14 protein-coding genes and 1 rRNA gene are annotated in these 21,926 nt (G+C 56.9%); 3 read left to right on the top strand and 12 right to left on the bottom strand.

The window, feature by feature from the left end; all coding sequences use genetic code 11:
- Positions 1-35 precede the first annotated feature (35 nt).
- The 9 genes from APT89_RS00135 to bcsR form a co-directional block, all read right to left on the bottom strand.
- Positions 36-1,529 carry a M16 family metallopeptidase gene (locus APT89_RS00135; protein ID WP_041911852.1) on the bottom strand — a complete coding sequence of 498 codons (1,494 nt, stop codon included), beginning with the start codon at positions 1,527-1,529 and terminating at the stop codon, positions 36-38.
- A 226-nt stretch (positions 1,530-1,755) separates the two neighbouring features.
- On the bottom strand, positions 1,756-3,042 hold the full coding sequence (locus tag APT89_RS00130; RefSeq protein ID WP_028014754.1) for a dicarboxylate/amino acid:cation symporter: 1,287 nt from the start codon (positions 3,040-3,042) through the stop codon (positions 1,756-1,758).
- Positions 3,043-3,201: 159 nt separating this feature from the next.
- Positions 3,202-5,208, bottom strand: a complete 2,007-nt coding sequence (hmsP, locus tag APT89_RS00125; RefSeq protein ID WP_028014755.1) for a biofilm formation regulator HmsP — start codon at positions 5,206-5,208, stop codon at positions 3,202-3,204.
- Between the two features lie 119 nt (positions 5,209-5,327).
- Positions 5,328-8,810: a cellulose synthase complex outer membrane protein BcsC gene (bcsC, locus tag APT89_RS00120; protein ID WP_060571558.1), complete on the bottom strand. Its 3,483-nt coding sequence runs from the start codon at positions 8,808-8,810 to the stop codon at positions 5,328-5,330.
- On the bottom strand, positions 8,792-9,898 hold the full coding sequence (bcsZ, locus tag APT89_RS00115) for a cellulose synthase complex periplasmic endoglucanase BcsZ (protein WP_060571557.1): 1,107 nt from the start codon (positions 9,896-9,898) through the stop codon (positions 8,792-8,794). The genes bcsC and bcsZ overlap by 19 nt, the downstream gene beginning before the upstream one ends.
- Before the next feature lie 6 nt (positions 9,899-9,904).
- Positions 9,905-12,325 (bottom strand): cellulose biosynthesis cyclic di-GMP-binding regulatory protein BcsB, encoded by a 2,421-nt coding sequence (bcsB, locus tag APT89_RS00110; RefSeq protein ID WP_060571556.1) that lies wholly within the window; start codon positions 12,323-12,325, stop codon positions 9,905-9,907.
- Positions 12,326-12,335: 10 nt separating this feature from the next.
- Positions 12,336-14,951: a UDP-forming cellulose synthase catalytic subunit gene (gene bcsA, locus APT89_RS00105; protein WP_060571555.1), complete on the bottom strand. Its 2,616-nt coding sequence runs from the start codon at positions 14,949-14,951 to the stop codon at positions 12,336-12,338.
- Positions 14,948-15,700, bottom strand: coding sequence for a cellulose biosynthesis protein BcsQ (gene bcsQ, locus APT89_RS00100; protein WP_028014760.1), 753 nt, complete (start codon positions 15,698-15,700; stop codon positions 14,948-14,950). The genes bcsA and bcsQ overlap by 4 nt, the downstream gene beginning before the upstream one ends.
- Positions 15,701-15,711: 11 nt before the next feature.
- Complete coding sequence (bcsR, locus tag APT89_RS00095; protein ID WP_028014761.1) at positions 15,712-15,900, bottom strand: cellulose biosynthesis protein BcsR; 189 nt, start codon at positions 15,898-15,900, stop codon at positions 15,712-15,714.
- A gap of 174 nt (positions 15,901-16,074) precedes the next feature.
- Here bcsR and bcsE point away from each other — a divergent pair, with 174 nt between their 5' ends.
- The 3 genes from bcsE to bcsG are packed head-to-tail and all read left to right on the top strand — an operon-like array spanning position 16,075 to position 19,500.
- Entirely contained in the window at positions 16,075-17,637 is a 1,563-nt protein-coding gene (bcsE, locus tag APT89_RS00090; protein ID WP_060571554.1) for a cellulose biosynthesis c-di-GMP-binding protein BcsE, read from the top strand.
- Positions 17,634-17,828 carry a cellulose biosynthesis protein BcsF gene (bcsF, locus tag APT89_RS00085; RefSeq protein ID WP_072201618.1) on the top strand — a complete coding sequence of 65 codons (195 nt, stop codon included), beginning with the start codon at positions 17,634-17,636 and terminating at the stop codon, positions 17,826-17,828. The genes bcsE and bcsF overlap by 4 nt, the downstream gene beginning before the upstream one ends.
- Positions 17,821-19,500: a cellulose biosynthesis protein BcsG gene (bcsG, locus tag APT89_RS00080; protein ID WP_060571553.1), complete on the top strand. Its 1,680-nt coding sequence runs from the start codon at positions 17,821-17,823 to the stop codon at positions 19,498-19,500. Before bcsF ends, bcsG begins: the two co-directional genes overlap by 8 nt.
- Before the next feature lie 194 nt (positions 19,501-19,694).
- On the opposite strand, the gene birA is transcribed toward bcsG, so the two are convergent.
- From birA to rrf, 3 genes are all read right to left on the bottom strand, one after another.
- The gene (birA, locus tag APT89_RS00075; protein WP_060571552.1) at positions 19,695-20,657 is read right to left on the bottom strand and encodes a bifunctional biotin--[acetyl-CoA-carboxylase] ligase/biotin operon repressor BirA; all 963 of its coding nucleotides are present in this window, start codon (positions 20,655-20,657) and stop codon (positions 19,695-19,697) included.
- Positions 20,654-21,682, bottom strand: coding sequence for a UDP-N-acetylmuramate dehydrogenase (gene murB, locus APT89_RS00070; RefSeq protein ID WP_060571551.1), 1,029 nt, complete (start codon positions 21,680-21,682; stop codon positions 20,654-20,656). Before murB ends, birA begins: the two co-directional genes overlap by 4 nt.
- Before the next feature lie 124 nt (positions 21,683-21,806).
- Positions 21,807-21,922: ribosomal RNA gene (gene rrf / locus APT89_RS00065) — 5S ribosomal RNA — on the bottom strand.
- Positions 21,923-21,926 lie beyond the last annotated feature (4 nt).

Genomic DNA, 21,926 nt, shown 5'->3' with positions numbered 1-21,926 from the left:
CTCTCCCCAAAGGGGAGAGGGTCAGCGTGAGGGGGTTACTGCCCCTGCGGAATATCCGACGCGTCCTGGTGTAGATCATCAGCCGTTGCAGCCTGCGCCGGCTGCGACGCGGTGGCCATAATGGAATCCCAGGTCTTCTGAAGTTCCTTCATGTCATATTCCGGCTCGCCTTTCGGCTGCAGAAGGATCAACGCCATATCCTGCGACAGCTGCTGACGTAAATCCTGATTCAGCATATTCACAGTCAGACCGTTCAGGAAGTCCTGACGCAGCTTCTGGTACTGCTCAGGCGCAATGTCGACAACCTGATTCTGCAGGGAGCGAATCCGCTGGCTGATCAGAATGTCGGTATCGGCGCGAGCGTAGGTGGCAAACAGTTTCTGCAGCTCCAGTTTTTTCTGGGCCAGCAGCGCGTTGAACTCCTCTTCAGAGAGCCCCTCTTTACGCACTTTTGCCAGCTCTTTCGCCACCACACCCAGGTTCGCATTCAGTTTATCGCCCGGCGATTCAACGTTAATGGCACATTGCGCACGCTGGAACAGCACGCGGCAGTCAAAGCCAAGGCCAATGTTCTTCACGTTGTTTTTGCTGAGCGTCTGCTGAACGTGCCAGAACAACGCTTCACGCGCCAGATCGGCACGCCAGTAGCGCAGCAGCGCCGCAGACTCGCGAATAGGCTGCCAGGCGTTATCCCACATCACGGAGAGCCTGTCCTGGCGCACGGTGTCCGTCATAATGCTGACAGGCTCGGCGCGCAGCGGAGAGAGCGTCGGGACAGGGGCTGGCGTTTCACGTTTGCCCTTCAGATCGCCAAACGCTTTGTTGATCTGCTCAACCACCGCGCGGCTATCCACATTGCCGACAACGATCAGCGTCATCGCGTCCGGGGTGTACCATTTCTGGTAGAACGATTTTACCTGTTCAACGTCCACCGGCTGCTTCAGCGGCTCTGCCGGATCGTGCCCCAGCAACGTTGAGCCTTTCAGACGGTAACGCCACCAGCCCTCTTTGGTATCCGCAGGCCAGGTCGCCACCATGTCGCCGTTGCTCAACGCATAGTTCACGGTGTCTGGCGTAATCGCCAGGTTGCCAGAGGCATCGGAGAGATAGGTAAGGGCTTCTTTAAGCAGGTCGTTACGGTTATTTGGCAGGCTCAGGTTAAACATGGTGTAGTCATAGGAGACCACAGCCGGAGGAAGGGGGCGTTTCGGATCGATGGCCTGTTGCCACAGCGAACGCACCTGTACTGCCTGCAAGCTGCCGCTCTGCGTGAGCGCCAGACGGGGAATAAAATGGCTAAAACCGGTTTGCTGAGTGCTTTCCGTAAGGGAGCCGGTATTTACGGACAGACGGATTTCAATACGATCGCTGGGACGCTGTGGAGTAGATAACACCTGCCACTGAAAACCGTTCGCTAGCGTGCCTTGTTGCCAGGCCGGGTCTGGCTGGAGCGCATCTGCCTGCACATAACTGGCTGCTGCCATCATCAGCAAACCGCCGGTTAAGAGTCGAATTTTTGTGCCCTGCATGTGAACCCCTGATCAACATTCCTGGTTAAAAAGAGTGTCTCGCGACGCGCTGCACTCTAAAAGATGACGATGAAAACACGTCGATTAGACCGCGCGTTCGGCAAAACGTCACGGTCCGAAGTGAAATATACCCAAAAAAAATCTTGTCGAATTATGACAGGTATGAACAGTTATTATGCGCAGGAGCCCGCATCCCGACAAGGGAATGCGGGCAATTGTGACAAGATTAGGAGGTTAAACCAGGATTTTTGCTATCAGACGCGCGATTATTCAGCGTATCGTTGAGCTTCTTGTGATCCAGCTCTTTCACCCATTTCGCGACTACCACCGTGGCCACGCCGTTACCCACCAGGTTGGTAAGGGCACGCGCCTCAGACATAAAGCGGTCAATACCAAGAATCAGTGCCAGACCCGCCACCGGCAGATGCCCCACCGCAGAAATGGTGGCCGCCAGCACGATAAAGCCGCTGCCCGTCACGCCCGCAGCCCCTTTAGACGACAGCAAGAGCACCACCAGCAGGGTGATTTGATGGAAAATATCCATATGGCTGTTGGTCGCCTGGGCGATAAACACGGCCGCCATCGTCAGGTATATCGAGGTACCGTCAAGGTTGAAGGAGTACCCCGTCGGGATCACCAGGCCGACCACCGATTTACGGCACCCCAGCTTTTCCATCTTGTCGAGCATACGCGGCAGCGCCGATTCTGAAGAGGAGGTCCCCAGAACAATCAGCAGCTCTTCACGGATGTAGCGGATGAATTTGAAAATGCTGAAGCCTGTCGCACGGGCGATGGAGCCCAGCACCACCACCACGAAAAGAATACAGGTGATGTAGAAGCAGATGATCAGCTGACCCAGCTGCACCAGCGTGCCAACGCCATACTTGCCGATGGTGAAGGCCATCGCACCGAAGGCACCGATCGGCGCCAGGCGCATGATCATATTGATGATGCCAAAGATGACCTGCGAGAAGCTTTCAATCACGTTGAAGATAAGCTGGCCCTTGCTGCCCAGACGGTGCAGGGCGAAGCCAAACATCACGGCAAACAGCAGCACCTGCAGAATGTTTCCGCTGGCGAAGGCGCCGATGACGCTGCCAGGGATGACGTCCAGCAGGAAGGCCACCACGCCCTGATCCTTCGCCTGTTCGGCATAGACCGCAACCGCTTTGGCATCCAGCGTAGAGGGATCAACGTTCATACCCGCGCCAGGCTGTACCACGTTGACGATGACCAGACCAATAATCAGCGCAAGGGTACTGACCACTTCAAAGTAGAGAAGCGCCACTGCACCGGTACGGCCCACCGCCTTCATGCTTTCCATGCCAGCGATGCCCGTTACCACCGTACAGAAGATCACCGGGGCGATGACCATTTTAATGAGCTTAACGAACGCGTCGCCAAGCGGTTTCATTTGCGCGCCCAGCTCCGGGTAATAGTGACCCAGCAGAATACCGATGGCGATGGCTGTCAGGACCTGGAAATAAAGACTTTTGAAGAGTGAGGTTTTCATAGGGTGTCCTTGGGAAGAAAAACCACAGGCTTTGTAAGGTTATGGTTAACCTGCGGCTCTAAAATAACACCCGTATAACAGGACAGAAATAAACCCGGTTCAAATTTGAAACACAAATGTTAAGAACTTTGAACTGGCTCGCACAAGCCAGCAACAAAATTACACTTTTGCGTTATGGTCAGCGCCAGAAAGGTATCGCTGCTCGAAGACATCCGGCGGCACCGCGGGGGCAAAAAGGTATCCCTGGCCGCTCTCGACGCCCGCCTCTGCCAGCCAGACGCGTTGCGCTTCGGTTTCAATCCCCTCGGCAATAAGATGCACCTTGAGGCTGCGCGCCATCTGGACGATGGCCTGCACCATGCTGCTGTCCTCCGGCAGCCCGTCGACAAACGATTTATCGATTTTGAGCACGTCCACCGGCAGGGCTTTCATGTGCTGAAGCTGGCGCAGCCCGGCGTAGCCCATACCAAAATCGTCCAGCGCGATGCGAATGCCGGCATTGCGCAGCGGCTTCAGGATGGCCACCGCGTCGTTAGGATCGTCAATGCGCCGGCTCTCCGTCACTTCCAGCGTCAGCGTATCAGGCTTGATCCGGTAGCGGTGGATCAGCTCCAGCATCTCGGAGACCATCGTCGGATGCATAAGCTGCAGGGCAGACAAGTTGACCGACAGCGGCAGCGTTACGCCGCGCTCCTGCCAGGCGGCAAGCTGGCGGCAGGACTCCTCCAGTACCCAATAGCCAACGGTGACCATCAGCCCGCAGGATTCGATGCGCTCAATCAGCCCCTCCGGCAGCTCCCAGGAGCCATCCGGCTGCTGCAGGCGGAGCAGCGCCTCGGCGCTTTTCACTTCCCCCGTCTGTAAATTCACCTGCGGCTGTAGCCAGAGGGCGAACTGACGGTTATCCAGCGCGGTCAGGATATCGCTCTCTTCCGTCAGGCGCTGCTGCGCCTTTTCCATCTGCTCCGGGTCAAAGAACTGGATCTGATTTTTCCCTTTGCGCCGGGCGGTAAACGCCGCCGAGAATGCGCGGCGGTACAGCTGCTCCGCCGTTAAATCACCGTAGTACATGGCGATACCGATACTGGCGCTCGGACGAAGCTGGATGCCCTGCACGGGCAACCGCTCATTTATGACAGTAAGTACTTGCTGACCTAATGTGATGGCGTGCCACGGCTCTTTCACGCCGTTGGCAATCACCACCAGGTCGTAACCACTGACCTGGGTCAGCACCATGCGCGGGGCAAGGACAGACTTCACCTTTTCCACCAGCGTCAGCAGCAGCATTTCACGCTGGCTCTCCTTGAGCACGCCCGCCGTGTCCTGCAGGGTTTCACAGGCAATCACCATCAGCGCCGTGGTTTGCTGCCGCGCAACGGTCTGCTCCAGCATTGCCATCAGAAACGCTTTATTAGGTAGCTCCGACACCGGGAAGCGCGTGGCGCTGTTGTTTAGCTCATCCTGATGACGCTGGATGCGCTGCTGGTTGAGGTTGTAGCTGCGCACCAGCATACCGATCTCATCGTCTTGATGCAGACGCGGCAGCTCAAGCTGGTGCCCCAGTTGATCCTGCGGCGAAAGCCCGTTCAGCTCGCGGGCGATACGGCGCAGCGGATGGACAATGAGGCGGTTTATACACCACGTCAGCGCTACGCTGATGATCAGGGTCATAAGTAAGCAAGTGGTCACTAACGTAACCACCCAACTCATGACGAATTTATACATCCGGTACGAGTCCGCCTGCAGAACCAGGTAGGCCAGTGGCTGCGGATTGGCAGGACGTTCCAGCGAATAGAGAGGCAGAGAAATTTGCACCGGCAGCTCAAACAGGCGCATCACCATCATCGGGACGGGACGCTCCGGGATAAAACTCATCCGCAACGCCTGGAACTGGTTGGGTAAGACGACATCGGCGCGGCTAACGACGCCGGCAGGCTGAATGCGCTTTAAGATGGTTTCCGCTTCGGGAATGTCCCCTTTCAGGATCGAGGCGGAGAGCGGGCCGCGCACCGAGCGGGCGATACTTTCTAACTGCGAAGCCGTGTTATAGCGATTCTGCTGTACGGAATGAAACAGCAAAATTACGCAGAAGAGCAGTACAAACAGCATAGTGACGGCAGAGACCATCGCCATTTGTTTGATCGTTAAGGAACGGCTGACACGCAAAATGACTCTCCACAAAACTCGAAGCGCAGGGCGCGCCAGGGTGTAAACCTGGCGCGCCTGAGTATACCCGATTGCCGCGCTATTAAGAGAGACTTACAAATGGATTAAGGAAAATCCGATTACCAGTCCGCATAAGGAATAAGCGGCTGCGGCGGTAAGTCCATATCGCCCTGCCAGCCTGCAGCAGAGTAGCGCACATAAATTAGCGCATGGCTTGGGGTGTAATCTTTCGCTTCCTGAATATCTACGCCCATGCCCACAAACCAGTTGGAGGTGACCCGGCGTTCGATAATTGCCCGCGCGGTATAACCCGTCCCGGAGGAGGAGCTGCCGGTTTCCATCGCGCCACGGTCGGTATAGCGGCCTGGCTCATCGGTCGGGATCAGGCTCTGGATCGGGTAACGCAGCTCGTCTTTGGTTTTGGAGTGGGACCAGGACACCGAGCCACCCAGCTCCCAGGACCAGTTTTCCGTACGCTTACGCCAGGTCACCGGCAGCGCGAAGGAGACATACTCCTGCGGGCTGTAGTAGCCGCCCTGACCGAGGGAATAGCCGCTCAGATCCTTATCGTAGTGCCAGAGCATATTGGAGACGCCGACCGTCAGGCGCTCGTTGTTTTTATTAATGAGCTTGTAGTAATAACCCGTCATCCAGCGGACGCGCCAGTTATCTTCCACATTTTTACCGGTCAGCGTTTCCGCGTTCAGGCTTGACCAGACGCCGTTCGCCTCGCCTTTGTCATAGCTGATGCTTACCCCGCCGCCGGTCGCGCGCACGCCGCCCCAGGTGGTGCCGGTATTGGTATCTTTTTGCCCGGCGAACGCCAGCAGAGAGCTGGAGATAGGCCGACGATGGGCGTTGACGGTATAGCCGATGGGGCCTAAATCGCTGCTGTAGCTGATACCGCCCACCACGTCGACGACGTCAAAGCCCATTGGCGTGGTACCAATATCCATCGCCCAGGTTTTATTCTGCCAGCCAACGGCGACGCTGGCGCCGCTGTCGCTCTGGCTGGTGTTGCCGCTACACGGCGTGTCGTAGCAGGTCCCCCATTTAGGGTCGTAAGTTCCGTTATTGTTATCAAAGGTGCCGGCGTCCATGTTGACCAGATCGCTTCTGAAGAACATGCGCCCGTCAGAGAGCGGGGCGTCCAACTGGAGCATGGTGGTATGCGCTTTCAGGTCGGAATAGCCGCCCGTGCCGCTGGAGCCCCAGTAGTCGTGCTGGAGCGTGACGTTAACATCCTGCTGACGGTACAAATCACCGGCGTCACTGCGCACGCCGCGCTTCAGCCAGTCATCTTTTTCATCGTTACGCGTCAGACGGGTGAAACTGTCATTGTCCACCGGACGCGTCGTGGTGATGCCGGACGACACCATCGCATCTTTATACGTCTCCAGCGCCTGCTGCGGCTGGCCGTTTTGCGTCTGGAAGCGGGCAGCATCACGCAGCACCAGCGCGCTTTCCATGGAGGCGGGCTGTGATTTAGCCTGCGGAATGATTTTGCTGAAGGTCTGTTCTGCGGCAGCGGAATCGCCCAGACCTGCCTGCGCCATCGCGATCCGGCGCTGCATATTGAGCGACAGCGGCTGGCCGTTTTGCGCGGCGGGCAGTTTCGCGAGCTCTGCACGGGCGGCATCTTTGTTACCTTCCGCGCTGTAAATTTCGGTCAAACCGAGGATCGCGTCTTCGTTCTGCGGCTCACGCTGCAGGACGGCGCTGTACGTCGTTTTCGCCGCGTTCAGATCGCCACGCTGCTGCGCCCAGTCCGCCAGCGTGAGGTCGATGCGGGTGGAGGCAGGCTGCTGACGCAGAAGATTTTCCGCCTCCTGCTCTTTGCCGCTGTCGCGCAGGCGGTTGGCGGTTTCCAGCACCTGATTGCTTTGCAGACGGTCGGCAAGTTCCTGAATATTGCCGTTCCACTGGCTGCGCGGCAGGGTATTCAGATGCGCCAGCGCGGCCCGGTCCTGATCGTTTCCGGACAGGTAGAGCCCGTTGGCATACACCTGCTCCGGGTCAGACGGTTTCTGGCTGGCAAGCTGGCGCATCAGGGTATCCGCCTGGCTGCGCTGGCCCGCGCTGTAGAGATCGCGCGAGAGACGATACGTTATCCAGACGTCACCGGGCGAGAGTGCCAGACGGCGACGCTGAATGTCTGCCGCCTGAGCGTATTTCCCCTGACTCTCCAGCTGTTCTGCCTGGGCGGAAAGCTGCTCGTTAGTCAGGCTACGCTCAATATCATCAATACTCCGGCGCTGGCTGGCGGAGAGAGACTGGATAAACTGCGAGGCTTTCTCCGGGGACTGCGCGCGGTAAACATTGGCAAGGCCGCGAACCGCATTGCTGTTGCTGCTGTCCATACGTAACGCCTGGCGGTAATAACGCTCCGCCGCGTCGTTATCTTTACGCGCCGCAGCGGCATCTCCCAGCCCCAGCACCGCATAGCTGTCGGTGTTGTCGACGTTGCGCGCCTGCTGATAGTAACGCTCCGCCTGCGCCGGGTTATTCGCCTTCAGCGCCGCATCCCCCTGCTGGATCAGCAGCCAGTAGCGGTTAACCTTCAGCAAGCTGTCCCATTTACCGCGGTTATCGCTCTGCGGATCGAGGGCAATCGCCTTTTCAAACTGTGCCACCGCGCGGGCGCGATCGCCTTTCTGGGAATAGGCCTGCCCCAGAGCCCCCACCGCTTCACTGTCGGCATGGTTGGCGCTGACGGCTTTTTGCAGCTCCGCCACCGCCTTACTCCCCTGCCCGGCATCCACTGCCGCCAGCCCTTCCGCTTTCGCGCGGAACGCCGGGTCAGCGAGCTGCTTTTGCTGCGCCTCAAGCTGGGCGCGCGCCGCCGCGACGCTATCGCCGTCGCTGAAGACGGTCAGGTATTTTTGCAGCGCGGTGACGCTGGCGCTGCTGGCAGGCTGGTCTTTGATCTGCTCATACCACATGTCAGAGGCCTGGCCGCGGCCGCCGGTGGATTTAGCCATATCCTGCAGCACCGCAAAGCCTTCATCACGGCGTCCGCTCTGGAACAGAAGCTGGGCCAGCGTCGTCTGGAGCTGGGTATTCCCGGGGCTGCTGCTGTTTATTTTTTTCAGCTGGTTAATGGCCGCATTGCGACGGGCAGGATCTTTCGCCACCACATTCCAGTATTCCGTCGCCACGTCGCCGCCCGGCGGGTTGCCGTCAAAGAGCTTGTCATATGCGGCAATCGCCTCCTGCGTGTGCCCTGTCGTAGCGAGTAAGCGCGCCTGCTGAAGCTGCTGGCGGCCATCCGGGGTGGAAAGCAGCATGGTATTGCGTGAGGACTGGTACGCGCCGGAGTCAGGGGCGATCCCCTTCAGGCGGTCCAGCTCTTTTTGCGCTCCGGCGTTATCGCCCTGGCGCAGCAGGTAGCGAAAGCGGGCGGCAATGACGTCAGGGTTGTTCGGATCGATCAGCTCAAGACGGTAGAGCGACTGACGAACCAAATCCTCGCGATGTGTCGATTCGCCCAGCCGAACCTGCTCCAGCAGCTGTTTCTGCTGCGGAGAGTTAACGGCCTGCGCCAGCGGCATCAGTGCCAGCCCAAGCGATAGAGTGAGTAGATTTACTGTGAACTTGCGCATTCCTGGCCCCAATCCGGTATTAATTCACCCTTAGCGGTGAAGCGAAAACGATGCTGATCCCATCCCTGACCAAAAAGAGTCAATACATAGCTGTAGTAGGCATTGTTATCGGGAAAATGATCTGCCACGCGCTGGCGCTGAACCGCCTGGGCATCGCGCTGCTGTAAAAACGGCAGCATCGCGGCAGAGAACCCGACCGGGCCATTGCCGGTGTGTTTACCCGTCGCTACATCCACTTTCTCCGGCGGCACGCCCTGTTTGATTGTCTTTGCCGCCATCGGCTGGAAGCGCGTCAGCAGCCGGGCTTTTTGAGGATCTTTATCGCTCATCATGCCCACCCAAAGATAGACACGGATGGCGTCATAGCCCCCTTCCTGCGTTTTATCCTGCTGTAGCTGCCAGCCTTTGTTTTTCTGATACTGCACCCAGTTCGGCGAGAATCCCTTCGGCGCGCTTTCCAGCAGCAGCCGCAGATTGGTTTCACGCAGCGTGGTCCACGGGGCACCGTAGCGGGTGAAATAGCTCGCTAACTGTGGAGGAAGGTAGCTGGGGTTAAAGCGCCAGGCGTTTTCTTCGGCAAAACCGACTTTACCGGGAAGCAGCATTGAGCCGAGCCCCGGCACTTTCACCACTTCCTCGCTGGCAATGCGTTTTAGCAGTGCCTTGCCCGTTTGGGTATAGTCCGGGTCTTTCCATAACCGGCCCGCTTCGAGCAGCGACCAGGCAATCCAGACATCGGCATCTGAGGCGGAGTTGGTATCAATCACTCCCCAGTTTTCTTTGTCTTTCTGTCCCCAGAGCCAGGCGGGTAGACGATCGTTGAGATTGCCGCTGGCGAGGTTATCGCGCGTCCACGTCAGCAACTGGTCAAACGCCTTGCGATCGTTAGCGGCCAGGGCAAAGAACAACGCATAGCTTTGCCCTTCCGACGTTGTAATTTTACGCGTGTCGCTCGGATCGATGACGCGCCCGCCCTCGCTGATGTAATCCTTTTTAAACTGCTCCCAGGCAGGCCAGGTACAGGCGGCGCGAAGAGGGATCGCCGCCAGCATCAACGCTGCGACTACACACCAGCGAAAGGCTTTCATCACGTCTTACTCATCCGGGTTAAGGCGACGACGGCTGATGATGCGCAGCAGACGCCACAGCACCCATGCCAGCAAGACCACGCTGACCGCAGCCAGGATGGCGAGCAGAACCGGATGGTTCGACAGCGCATACCACAGGCGCTCGAACCACGGCAGATGGCCGACGTAATATACATCACCCACGCGCAGGCTGTTGACGCCGGACTCGCGGATCACCGACACAGAACCAAACATCGCGGCACGTTTGCCGCTGTCGTTCATCGCGGTATTCAGCAGCTCATAGCCACGCGGGCTGTCCGCCAGCAGGGCTATCACGCTACGCTGATCGTTGTAAGGAGACTGGAAGCCCACCACCGCAGCCATCGCCCCCTGAGAGGTTACGGCCGTCTGCGCGCTGGCCTTACGGTCGTTCACGTCCGGCATAATGCTTGGGAACTCGGTCTGGCGAAGCGGCGTGTTAACCCACGACTCGGTGGCTTTCACCAGCAGGTCGATACGTTTTTCATCCTTCAGCTTGTCCGGGATGGTGCCGATCACCATGATATCCGCATCTTTGTTCTGGATCTGACTGCCATCGTCCGTCAACGTGACGTTAACTGCCGGTAATCCGGTTTGCGCGCCTACGGTTGCCATGGTGTCGAGCAGGGTCGTCACCTGGCCTTCGTTTGGCGCTTTTGGCATCACCACAATGGATTCAGAGAGATCGGCCATGCGGCTGAACGGGAAACCCGCGTTAGCAAAGGCACGCAGATCCGGCATCGCCAGGAAATGGTAGTACTTCGAGAAGTCGATGGTCGACTCATCGCCGATCACAACGTGGTTTTGTACCGGCTGGAAGGTGATGCAGTTATCCACCGAACCGCCAGGCGTAGGGTTCATGTACTGGAAATCAAAACGCAGCTGGTTGATCGCGCCAAGCTTCAGCGCCGGAATAGAGACGTCCGTTTTTCCGTCCAGCAGCCCCTGCAGCACCGGCAGGCGGAGCATCAGACGGTTGGTGTCCTGGGTACTTTGCAGGCTGAACGATTGCAGGAACTGGTTGTTCAGGCTGATATCCATGCGCGAGCTGTCTTTCGTCGCTGGCGCGGTATAGCGGTAGTTGAGATTGATATCAATGCCGTTGGTGCGAAGCAAGTACAGATCCGGCGGCAGGTTCAGCGACAGGCTAATCGGCGATGGCTCAAGGCCGGAGGCCTGCAGCTGCTCTTCATAGGTTTTCAGTTCACCAAACGTCACGGCGCGGTCGGTACGCACCCAGTTTGGCGCGTCATAAGGTTTACGCGCCAGCAGCGGCTTAACTTCGTCCACCACCACGCTGTTGCCGCGGAAAAGGACGTTGCCCTGAGCAATCGCCTTCGCGGCCTGGACCAGATCTTTATCATCACGACCAAAGACCACCAGCAGCTTCACGTACGGGTTATCAGGGTGACTTACCATCTCAATGGTTGGCGCTTTGACTTCCGGGTGGTCGCGCAGGAAGCTCGGACGCTTCGCGTTGGTTGCAAAGACAATCGCGTTCCTGTCCGGCATTTTGTCATACATTACCGGGAAGTTCTGACCGCGCCAGCCGGAGCGGGAGCCAAACCAGGAGGCCACAATGGTCGCCGCCAGCTGCTCGGTCACGTCAGGGGACGATGCAAACACCATCGGCAGCGTGAGCGGACGGTTATCACGCGGGTCGAAGAACGGAACCGGGAACGCCGACAGATCGTTTTTCAGCGCCAGCGGCTGGTAGGTCATCTGCAGCGAGGAGTTACGCCCGACGTCCAGCCACAGCGTGTTGCTGGCGGGGTTTTCGCAGACATCGCGGTAGTGACCAACAAACTCCAGACGGATACGGTTAAAGTCGGTGATGAACAGCGGGTTAATCGGCACCTGCGCCTGTGTTTTCTTACCCAGCTGCTCTTTGGTCACCGGCAGAACGTCCATCAGTTCATCGTTCAGGTAGACCTTCAGCTGAGACTGCGTCGGCAGCAGGGATGGCGACGGGGTGTATTCAAGGTTCAGTACCGCATTTGAAACAACCTCATCGCTGCGCATACCAAATTCAATGCTGCCGTTAGGGTTGACGCCGCGCAGCACCATGCTGCCCGGCGGCGGCGCGATTTGCGCGAAGGTCAGCTTCACGTCCCGCGACGGCACATTATCCGCGACAACGGGCGCGTTAGCCCCCCGCACGCCCGGCATCACCTGCCCGATGACCGGATTCTCGACCGGCAGGGTGTTCCCCTCCGTTGGCTGGTTCGGAATGATGTTTTCTGTTTGACCGGGTGCCGCCGTAACAACCGGATCGGTTGCCTGCGCGACGACAGGTACCGTCGGCGCAGGCGTCGCCGCTGCGTTACCGGGTGCTGCGTTAGCCATTGTTGCGGGAAGTGCACTCACTCCCATTGCCACTGCACATAACCAGGAAAGTTTTGTTTTCATCGCGTTATCATCATTGTTGAGCCATAACCGGGTCCGCCTGCTTCGTCTCATCCCGCTCGGGACGACGAGGAATGAACGACACGACCCAGGAAACCAGCGAAGTAAGTGACCGGAAAATTAATTTCACCGACGACGGGGCAAATTCTGCAAGGTGACGATAGCCACGGAACCCCAGCTTCAGAATATCCAGCAGGCTTTCCAGAGGTTTATCTTCCGGGAAGCTGTCCTGCCAGAGAGCCCATGTATCCGCACGGGCAAACGTACACTGCACAAAATCAATGTGTTGCTTTTTGGTCAACGGCATCAGCTGCAGACCCACTTCACTGCCTGCCACACGCACAACCTGCGTCGGGAAAACATACTCCTGCTGACCGCGCTTAAGCAGCAGGTTAACCTTCTGCCCTTCCAGCACTTTCGCCTGGCCGTTGATTTTGATCCCCAGGCCACCGTCAGAGAAGTCGTGCACCGTACAGGAGAAGAGGTGACCATCTTCACGAGCGATCGCCGCAGGCATGCAGATTTCAACGCGATGCGCGCGACGAACCTGTTTACTCTCTACCGACACCGCCACCGCGCCGCCGAGGATAATCAGGTTGTAGAACACCCAGGCCATACTTACAAAGACGGTCAGGATTTCGTTTTCCGGGCCGTAGAAGTAGCGCCAGATACCGGCGATCACGCCGACAATATTCAGCAGCACGAGGAAGATATACGGGCGGGAGATCACCCAGTCGACGTACTCTTCTTCCACCAGACCGCCCTTCGCGGTGACGTTGAATTTCCCTTTGTGCGGGTTAATCAGCGCGACCATCGTCGGCGGCGCGATGTACCACGCCAGCACCGTTTCGTAGATTTCACTCCAGAAGGAGTGCCGGTATTTGCCCTGAATCTTCGAGTTCGTCAGGCTCGCGTGGATCATGTGCGGCAGAACGAACAGCGCAATCATCAGCGCGGGGGCGTAAATGATATAGGCGTGAAGGAGCAGGAACGCCAGCGGCGCGGTCAGGAAGATCAGCCGCGGGATGCCGGACAAGAAGTGGAACATGGCGTTGACGTAGCAGAGACGTTGCGCCAGCTTGAGCCCTTTGCCTATCAGCGGGTTATCGAGGCGGAAAATCTGCACCATGCCGCGCGCCCAGCGAATACGCTGACCGATGTGTGCCGAGAGAGATTCCGTCGCCAGACCGGCGGCCTGAGGGATACGCATATAGGCAGAGGTATAGCCCCGACGGTGCAGGCGCAGCGAGGTATGCGCATCTTCCGTTACCGTTTCAACGGCTATTCCGCCGATTTCATCCAGCGGCTTACGGCGGATAACCGCGCAGGAGCCGCAGAAGAAGGTGGCATCCCACATGTCGTTCCCGTCCTGCACCAGCCCATAGAACAGCGTGCCTTCGTTCGGGGTTTTGCGGAAGCGGCCAAGGTTACGTTCAAACGGGTCCGGCGAGAAGAAGTGGTGCGGCGTCTGCATCATCGCCAGCTCTTTCTCTTTCAGGAACCAGCCCATGGTCATCTGCAGGAACGAGCGCGTCGGCACGTGGTCACAGTCAAAAATCGAGACGAACTCCCCGGAGGCATACTTCAGGGCGTTGTTGATGTTCCCCGCCTTAGCGTGTTCATGCGTCGGGCGGGCGATGTACTCAACGCCGACCTCTTCCGCAAACTGGCGAAACGCCGGGCGGTTGCCGTCATCCAGGATCCAGACTTTGAGCTTATCTTTCGGCCAGTCGATGCCCAGCGCGGCATAGATGGTGTTTTTCACCACGCTCAGGTCTTCGTTGTAGGTCGGGACGAAGAGATCGACGGTCGGCCACTGCGTGGTGTCTTTAGGCAGCGGAACCGGCTGGCGGTTGAGCGGCCAGATCACCTGGAAATAGCCTAGCACCAGCACAATCCACGCGTAGGTCTCAGCAAACAGCAGCACCAGACCGCACACGAGGCTGACCGGGTCGTCCCAGTTCAGCGTTGAGGTGTAACGCCACCAGATGTAGCGGCAGGAAACCGTCAGCGACAGCACAATCAGCATCAGCGCCGAGAAACGGCCCGGAATACGACGAACCAGCAACGCCACGCCCCACAGCAGGATCAGGAAGATGAACTGCGCCAGCGGGTTGAAAGGTTGCGTAATACAGACCAGCGCCAGAATGAGCGAGAACACGACAATCACGCCGAGAATAAAACGCCGCAAGCCTGGGTGGAGATGCCCAAGCTCTTTATGGTTATCCAGATGGCTGGTCTTATCGCTGACGTTAGCGGGCAGTTTATCCAGCCACTGGTGATAGCGTTCACGTAACTGCTGTACGCGGGAATAGCTGCGCCAGTGCGGCGTTATTTTCTCCGTTCGGGATGACGATATTGCCAGCCAGACGGCCTGAATAAGATAGCGCGCCGGGTCCAAAGGCCGTGGTCGGTCGGGGTTAATGTGTGGGAATAATTCGCCGTGACGCGCACGGATGCGCTGCCAGCGCGGGTGCTCGAGTGGAACGAACGTCCAGGCCAGAATCAGCCAGAAACAGCCGAGCGCGGCGCTGAATGCCGGAGCACCATGCCGGCGAAAGTGCCGGTAATGGTCGCTCAAACGCGAACTGACCGGCGGGATGAGAAGCCAGCTGGCGAGTCGACTCATACCGAACTCCCAGCAGGCTCCGCCTTGCTGGCGAAGTTCAGCAGACACCAGTTCGCCAGCGTCAGGATCTCTTCTGCTGCCAGCGAGTCGCTGCGGTATTCACCCAGCGGCTGCTTGGAGGCGAGGCATTCCGCCATCCCCTCATCCCGATGAATCACAATGGGAAGCAGGCGGCGCTGGCTTTGCAGCCACACCTGATAGAGATCGTCCTGGATTTGGCTACCGATACGTAAATCGTTAATCAGGAGATGTGCGTTCTGAGGCAGTCCCTGCTGATGCAGGCGAATATGGCAGTTCGCATCGACGTTCACCACGGAAAGTACATGATCGCACTGGGCGATGAGCTGCCGGGTCAGCGTCCCGGCGCCGTGCGGCAGATCCAGCAGGATCCACTGGTAGTGCCCCTTTTCTTTCAGGCTCTGCAGCGCAAGCGTGAACTGCGAAAACAGACGCTGATAGGCGGCTTCATTCTCGCGTTCTGTGGTGGTCAGTTGGCCAAAAGGCAATAAATCCAGCTGGGAGGTATAGCGTAGCCCCGCATCCCGCCAGTCTTTGTCATCAAGCAGCGCGCGGGCCCAGCCCTCTTCGCGAGTGAAATCGACGTTGAACGACATACGCAGCAAATTATCGGCGCAGGCGTCAATCACCAGCACCGATTCACCTAAAAGCTGTAATGACCACGCCAGCGCCGCGGTAACAGATGTGGTACCCACACCGCCACGGACGCCCTGTAATCCGAGTATGGCCATCAATGGCTCCCTTAATGTTGATGGGCGAATTCAGCTAATAACGGCCAGCGTTTAATAGCAGCAGCCAACTGTTCCCGCTGGGAAATATCGGTGTAATCTATTTCAGGTAGAGAAAAGGCCTGCGCCAGCGCCAGAAAATCGTTTTGGAATGTGTAACCCAGAGTCGAGTCGACTGGGGTTGCAGGTTCGTTATTATCCATTCTTATTCCATCCCTTTGAGGAAAATCGCACGCTCGGAAGTTGCAGGGCATCCTGCCCTGACAAATTTCATTTACATGCTAAATCTGATGTTCTTTAATTTCAATGTTAGGTTTATTTCTACGCTTTCGCTAGTAAACTGAGATACAGGCAAATTAGACGAAAAGAGGGACATCGTGGACTCCATATTTTCTATTGGCATCCAGTCATTATGGGACGAATTGAGCCACATGCCAGTCGGTGGAGTCTGGTGGATTAATACGGATCGTAATGAAGACGCTATCAGCCTGGTAAACCAGACAATTGCCGCTCAGGATAAGGATTCCCGCGTGGCCGTCATTAGCATGGGCGAAGAGCCGAAGAAAATAATTACGCTCGAAAGCGACAGCGGCCCCCAGAAAGTACGTTTGTTTTCTATGTCAGCGGAAGCGGATAGTCTATACTTTTTGTCCCGCGACGTTCAGTGCTCTATAGATCCGGATCACTATTTAGTGATTCTTAAATGTGCAAATAACATACTGCAAAATATTCCTGCTGAAAAACTGCTGTCGTGGCTGGAAAAAATCAATAAATGGGCAAAGTTTCAAAATTGCACGCTATTGGTCGTCAACCCCGGCAGTAATAATGACAAGCTGTTCTCACTTTTGATGGGCGAATATCGCTCCCTGTTCGGACTGGCAAGTCTTCGTGACCAGGCAGGCAGCTATCTCTACGATATTGCCTTCTGGTGCAATGAAAAGGGCGTGAGCGCCAGGCAACAGCTGACTCTTAAACATATTGAGGGGAAATGGCACCTGGCACAGCAGGAAGAAACCGTGGTGCAGCCGCGCAGCGATGAAAAGCGCATCCTGAGCCATATTGCGGTTTTAGAGGGCGCGCCCGCGCTTTCGGAAAACTGGACACTGTTTGAGTCTAACGAAGCGCTTTTTCATGAAGCCCGCACCACCCAGGCAGCCACCCTCGTTTTCTCGTTGATGCAGAATAATCAGATTGAAACGCTGGCGAGACAAATTCACACCCTGCGCCGCCAGCGCGGCAGCGCGTTAAAAATTGTGGTGCGCGAAAATAATACCAGCCTGCGCGCTACCGATGAGCGTCTGCTTCTGGGCTGCGGGGCAAATATGGTTATCCCCTGGAATGCGCCACTGTCACGCTGCCTGACGCTTATTGAAAGCGTTCAGGGTCAGCAGTTCAGCCGCCATGTCCCGGAAGATATCTCCACGCTGCTCTCCATGACCCAGCCGATGAAGCTGCGTGGCTACCAGAAATGGGATACGTTCTGCGATGCCGTCGGCAACATGATGAGCAACACGTTACTTCCGGCGGACGGGAAAGGGGTTATGGTTGCCCTGCGGCCGGTCCCGGGCATTCGCGTTGAGCAGGCGCTCACCCTGTGTCGCCCGAACCGTACAGGGGACATCATGACCATTGGCGACAATCGCCTGGTGCTGTTTTTGTCGTTTTGCCGGGTCAACGATCTTGATACCGCGCTTAACCACATCTTCCCCCTGCCTACCGGGGATATTTTCTCGAACCGTATGATTTGGTTCGAAGATAATGCTATCAGCGCAGAGCTGGTGCAAATGCGCGCTCTCCAGCCTGAACAATGGGTTAAACCGCTCGCAATCACGAGCGATGTAAAACCGATCCTCAATGCCAGACATGACGGACATGTCTGGCGTCGGGTTCCGGAACCCCTTCGCTTATTAACTGAGAACGGGGAGAACGCACCATCATGAATATCAGCGATATCATCCAACTGGTCGTATTCTGCGCGCTGATCTTTTTCCCGCTTGGCTACTATGCACGCCATTCCATACGCCGTATCCGTGATACGGCCAGAGTGATGTTTGTAAAACCTCGCTATGTAAAACCAGCCGGAACACTGACACGGGCATCACACGTCAAGGCAGACCGTAAACATGACTAATTCTTCCTATACCGCTTCGTCACCCTCGCCGCTCTGGCAATACTGGCGCGGCCTTTCCGGCTGGAACTTCTACTTTCTGGTGAAGTTTGGCCTGCTTTGGGCAGGTTATCTGAATTTCCATCCCCTGCTTAACCTGGTGTTTATGGCCTTCCTGCTGATGCCTCTGCCGAACATCAGGCTGCATCGTTTACGCCATTGGGTGGCCATCCCCATCGGCTTTGCGCTGTTCTGGCACGATACCTGGCTGCCTGGTCCGGAAAGCATAATGAGCCAGGGATCGCAGGTCGCGGGCTTCAGCGCAGACTATATGCTTGACCTGGCTGAGCGTTTCATTAACTGGCAGATGATTGGCGCCGTCTTTGTCCTGCTGGTTGCCTGGCTGTTCCTGTCTCAGTGGATCCGCGTCACGGTGTTTGTCGTCGCCATTATGATCTGGCTTAACGTGCTGACGCTGGCGGGGCCAAGCTTTTCGCTGTGGCCTGCCGGCCAGCCGACGACAACGGTGACCACGACGGGAGGAAGCGCAGCGGCTACCGTTACAACAGCAGGCGATACGCCGGTGGTGGGCGATATTCCAACTCAGACTGCACCGCCGACCTCCACCAATCTTAATGCCTGGCTCTCCAGCTTCTATACCGCTGAAGATAAGCGACAGACGAAATTCCCGGATGCGCTGCCAGCCGATGCGCAGCCGTTTGAGCTGCTGGTGATTAACATCTGTTCCCTCTCCTGGGCTGACGTGGATGCCGCCGGTTTGATGTCTCACCCGCTGTGGTCCCACTTTGACATCCAGTTTAAAGATTTTAACTCTGCCACCTCGTACAGCGGCCCGGCGGCAATCCGCCTGCTGCGAGCAAGCTGCGGTCAGGCATCGCATAAAAACCTGTATCAGCCCGCTGGCAACCAGTGTTATTTATTCGATAATCTCGCGAAGCTGGGCTTTACGCAGCACCTGATGCTGGGGCATAACGGTCAGTTCGGTAACTTCCTGAAAGAGGTACGTGAACAGGGAGGCATGCAGGCGCCACTGATGGATCAAACCGGTCTTCCCGTTACGCTGCTGGGCTTCGATGGCTCGCCGGTTTATGACGATACCGCCGTGCTGCAGCGCTGGCTGCAGACCATCGAAAAAGACAGTAATCCGCGCAGTGCAACGTTCTATAACACCCTGCCGCTTCACGACGGTAACCACTTCCCGGGGGGGAGTAAAACGGCGGATTACAAAGTGCGGGCGCAGAAATTCTTCGACGAGCTGGACGCGTTCTTCACGGAGCTGGAAAAATCTGGCCGTAAAGTGATGGTGGTCGTGGTACCTGAGCACGGTGGCGCGCTGAAAGGCGACAGAATGCAGGTATCCGGTCTGCGCGATATCCCAAGCCCGTCCATTACCAACGTGCCTGCAGGCATTAAATTCTTTGGTATGAAGGCACCGCACCAGGGCGCACCAATTGAGATTACCCAGCCAAGCAGCTATCTGGCGATTTCAGAACTGGTTGCCCGCGCCGTTGACGGGAAGCTGTTTGTGGAAGATAGCGTGAACTGGGATCAGCTCACCAGCAACCTGCCGCAAACGGCTGAAGTCTCCGAGAACGCCAACGCGGTAGTGATTCAGTATCAGAACAAACCGTACGTTCGCCTGAACGGCGGGGACTGGGTACCGTATCCGCAGTAACTGATTTCCCCCTCTTCCCACAGGGGAGAGGGGATAGTCAGTGCGTCATTATTGCGCTGAAATCCACACCCGCATTTTCAGACTTGCCGAATCGTCGTCGTCTTTAGAGGTGATTTCGGGCTCGCCGGAAGGCTGCCCCATCGTTAAATGCCAGGGTAGCGCAGACGGATTTTCGCATCGTTCACTCCATCCGGTTATTCGGCGCTTCGCAGGGAAATCTCACCGCCCACCCAGGGCTTGATCGCGCCATCCTGCTCCAGAAGCAGCGCGCCCTGTGCGTCAATACCGCGGGAAATGCCGTAAATCTCTTTATCACCAATCAGCAGCTTCACCGGACGGTTGATGAAGTTATCCAGCTTTTCCCAACGAGACAGGAACGGTGCCAGGCCTTCATGTTCAAAAAGCGTGAGTGAACTGCGCAGCTCTTTAATCATGCGCACGGCAAGGGTGTTACGATCGATAACAATCCCCGCCTCCTGGAGATTGGTCCAGGCCTGATTCACCACATCATCCTGGACAGTACGCATCACCATATTGAGGCCCGCGCCAATAACAATTTGCGCCGCATCACCGGTTTTTCCCGTCAGTTCGACCAGAATACCGGCAAGTTTACGATCGTTAAGGTACAGATCGTTTGGCCACTTAACGCGGACCCGATCGGCACCCAGATCGTGCAGCACCTCCGCCATGACGATACCAATGACCAGACTCAGCCCAATGGCTGCGGCAGGCCCCTGCTCCAGACGCCAGTACATGGACAGATAGAGATTGGCGCCAAATGGCGAGAACCATTTGCGACCGCGACGGCCACGACCGGCCTGCTGGTATTCAGCAACACAGGCATCGCCGGATGAGAGTTCGCTCAGCCGATCCATAAGGTACTGGTTCGTCGAATCAATCACCGGCAGCACCGCAACGTTGCCGTGTCCAAGCTGGCTGCGGATGACGTCTTCATTCAGCAATTGAATTGGCTCCGGCAGGCTGTAGCCTTTTCCCGGCACCGTGAACACATCGACGCCCCAGTCGCGAAGCGTCTGGATATGCTTGTTAATGCCGGCACGGCTCATGCCCAGCTGCTCGCCCAGCTGTTCGCCAGAGTGAAACTCCCCGTCAGCAAGGATGCTAATCAGGGTTAACGGAATGGTATTGTCCTTCACGCAATGGTCTCCACGGCATTCACTTCACCTGTGCGGCCAATGAAGCGGACTTCTGGCTCCAGCCAGACGTTAAACTTTTCGCCCACACGTTGACGAACATAATGCGCCAGCTGGACAACATCATCGCTGGTCGCATCGCATTGATTAATCAGTACCAGAGCCTGCTGCTGGTGAACGGCAGCGCCACCTACGGACGTGCCTTTTAACTGGCATTGATCGATCAGCCAGCCAGCGGCCAGCTTCACGCTGCCATCTGCCTGAGGATAATGTGGCGCAGTGGGCCATCCTTCAAGAAAGGCTTTTGCATTTTCGCTGCTAATAACCGGATTTTTGAAGAAGCTTCCTGCATTTCCGTTTACTTTCGGATCGGGAAGTTTGGTCATTCGCATATGGCAAACTGAGTCAAATACGTCGCGGGGAGTGACGGTTGCTGGATCGAGACGCGTTAAATCGCCATAGGTCAGCACCGGCTGCCAGTTCTTTGGCAGACGCAGGCCCACGGCGACAATCACGTAGCGATCCTGATATTCATGCTTGAAGATACTGTCACGATAGCCAAACCGACACTGTTCTGCCGTTAAGCGCTTAGCCGTTCCGGTCGCCAGTTCGATGCAGTCGACATATTCACAGACATGTTTCAGTTCGATGCCGTAGGCACCGATGTTTTGGATGGGTGACGATCCGGCGCAGCCTGGTATAAGCGCCAGGTTTTCCAGACCCGGCATCCCTTTTTCGAGGGTAAATTGCACCAACTGATGCCAGTTTTCTCCGGCCCCCACGTGCAGATGCCAGCTATCGGCATGCTCTTCCACACCAATGCCCATGATGCGGTTAACGATCACCGTTCCCGCGAAATCGTCGAGAAACAGGACATTGCTTCCTTCGCCCAGAATCAGTACGGGTTCGTTATTTTCTGTTGCGCTTTGCCATGCATCCAGCAGCTGCTGTGCAGTATCGGCACGTACAATTTGATTAGCATTACGTTGAATGCCAAAGGTATTCCAGGGCTTAAGGGAGTGGTTCATAGACGCTATCCTGATGCAAAAACGCAGGTAGTTTACCGTATAAGCAGGGCGTTGGGGGATTAGTTTGTGCAGCGCAGAAACGCAAAAAGGCCATCCTTTCGGATGGCCTCTTCACTTATTTGATGCCTGGCAGTTCCCTACTCTCACATGGGGAGACCCCACACTACCATCGGCGCTACGGCGTTTCACTTCTGAGTTCGGCATGGGGTCAGGTGGGACCACCGCGCTAAAGCCGCCAGGCAAA

This window comes from Enterobacter sp. 50588862 (genome assembly GCF_001462935.1).
GTDB classification, from domain to species: domain Bacteria; phylum Pseudomonadota; class Gammaproteobacteria; order Enterobacterales; family Enterobacteriaceae; genus Enterobacter; species Enterobacter bugandensis.
This window is presented reverse-complemented; position numbering and strand designations above follow the sequence as displayed.